1 rRNA gene is annotated in these 1581 nt (G+C 48.3%); it reads left to right on the top strand.

The annotated features are described in order from the left end of the window. A 23S ribosomal RNA gene (locus LQ677_RS14475) occupies positions 1-1581 on the top strand; the annotation flags it as partial.

Raw genomic sequence — 1581 nt, 5'->3', positions numbered from 1 at the left:
GATTAAGTTATTAAGGGCGCACGGTGGATGCCTTGGCACTAGAAGCCGAAGAAGGACGTTACTAACGACGATATGCTTTGGGGAGCTGTAAGTACGCTTTGATCCAGAGATTTCCGAATGGGGAAACCCAGCATGAGTTATGTCATGTTATCCGCATATGAATACATAGTATGTGAGAAGGCACACCCGGAGAACTGAAACATCTTAGTACCCGGAGGAAGAGAAAGAAAACTCGATTCCCTGAGTAGCGGCGAGCGAAACGGGAAGAGCCCAAACCAATAGGCTTGCCTATTGGGGTTGTAGGACACTCTATACGGAGTTACAAAGGAAATGATTAGACGAATGGTTTTGGAAAAGCCAACCATAGAAGGTAAAGGTCCTGTAGTCGAAAGTCATTTCTCTCCTGAGTGGATCCTGAGTACGGCGGAACACGTGAAATTCCGTCGGAATCTGGGAGGACCATCTCCCAAGGCTAAATACTCTCTAGTGACCGATAGTGAACCAGTACCGTGAGGGAAAGGTGAAAAGCACCCCGGAAGGGGAGTGAAATAGAACCTGAAACCGTGTGCTTACAAATAGTCAGAGCCCGTTAATGGGTGATGGCGTGCCTTTTGTAGAATGAACCGGCGAGTTACGATTTGATGCAAGGTTAAGCAGTAAATGTGGAGCCGTAGCGAAAGCGAGTCTGAATAGGGCGAATGAGTATCTGGTCGTAGACCCGAAACCAAGTGATCTACCCATGTCCAGGTTGAAGTTCAGGTAACACTGAATGGAGGACCGAACCGACTTACGTTGAAAAGTGAGCGGATGAGGTGTGGGTAGCGGAGAAATTCCAATCGAACTTGGAGATAGCTGGTTCTCTCCGAAATAGCTTTAGGGCTAGCCTCAAGTGATGATTATTGGAGGTAGAGCACTGTTTGGACGAGGGGCCCCTCTCGGGTTACCGAATTCAGACAAACTCCGAATGCCAAATAATTTAACTTGGGAGTCAGACTATGGGTGATAAGGTCCGTAGTCGAAAGGGAAACAGCCCAGACCACCAGCTAAGGTCCCAAAATATATGTTAAGTGGAAAAGGATGTGGCGTTGCCCAGACAACTAGGATGTTGGCTTAGAAGCAGCCATCATTTAAAGAGTGCGTAATAGCTCACTAGTCGAGTGACACTGCGCCGAAAATGTACCGGGGCTAAACATATTACCGAAGCTGTGGATTATCCGTAAGGATAATGGTAGGAGAGCGTTCTAAACGTGTCGAAGCATGATCGTAAGGACATGTGGAATGTTTAGAAGTGAGAATGCCGGTGTGAGTAGCGAAAGATGGGTGAGAATCCCATCCACCGATTGACTAAGGTTTCCAGAGGAAGGCTCGTCCGCTCTGGGTTAGTCGGGACCTAAGCCGAGGCCGATAGGCGTAGGCGATGGATAACAGGTAGATATTCCTGTACCACCTATGATTGTTTGAACGATGGGGGGACGCAGTAGGATAGGCGAAGCGTGCTGTTGGAGTGCACGTCCAAGCAATAAGACTGAGTGTTAGGCAAATCCGGCACTCGTAAGGTTGAGTTGTGATGGGGAGTTGGAT

This window comes from Mammaliicoccus sp. Q-M61 (assembly GCF_022386055.1).
GTDB classification, from domain to species: domain Bacteria; phylum Bacillota; class Bacilli; order Staphylococcales; family Staphylococcaceae; genus Mammaliicoccus; species Mammaliicoccus sciuri_A.
The sequence above is the reverse complement of the archived record's forward strand: the minus strand, read 5'-3'. Positions and strand labels throughout refer to the sequence as shown.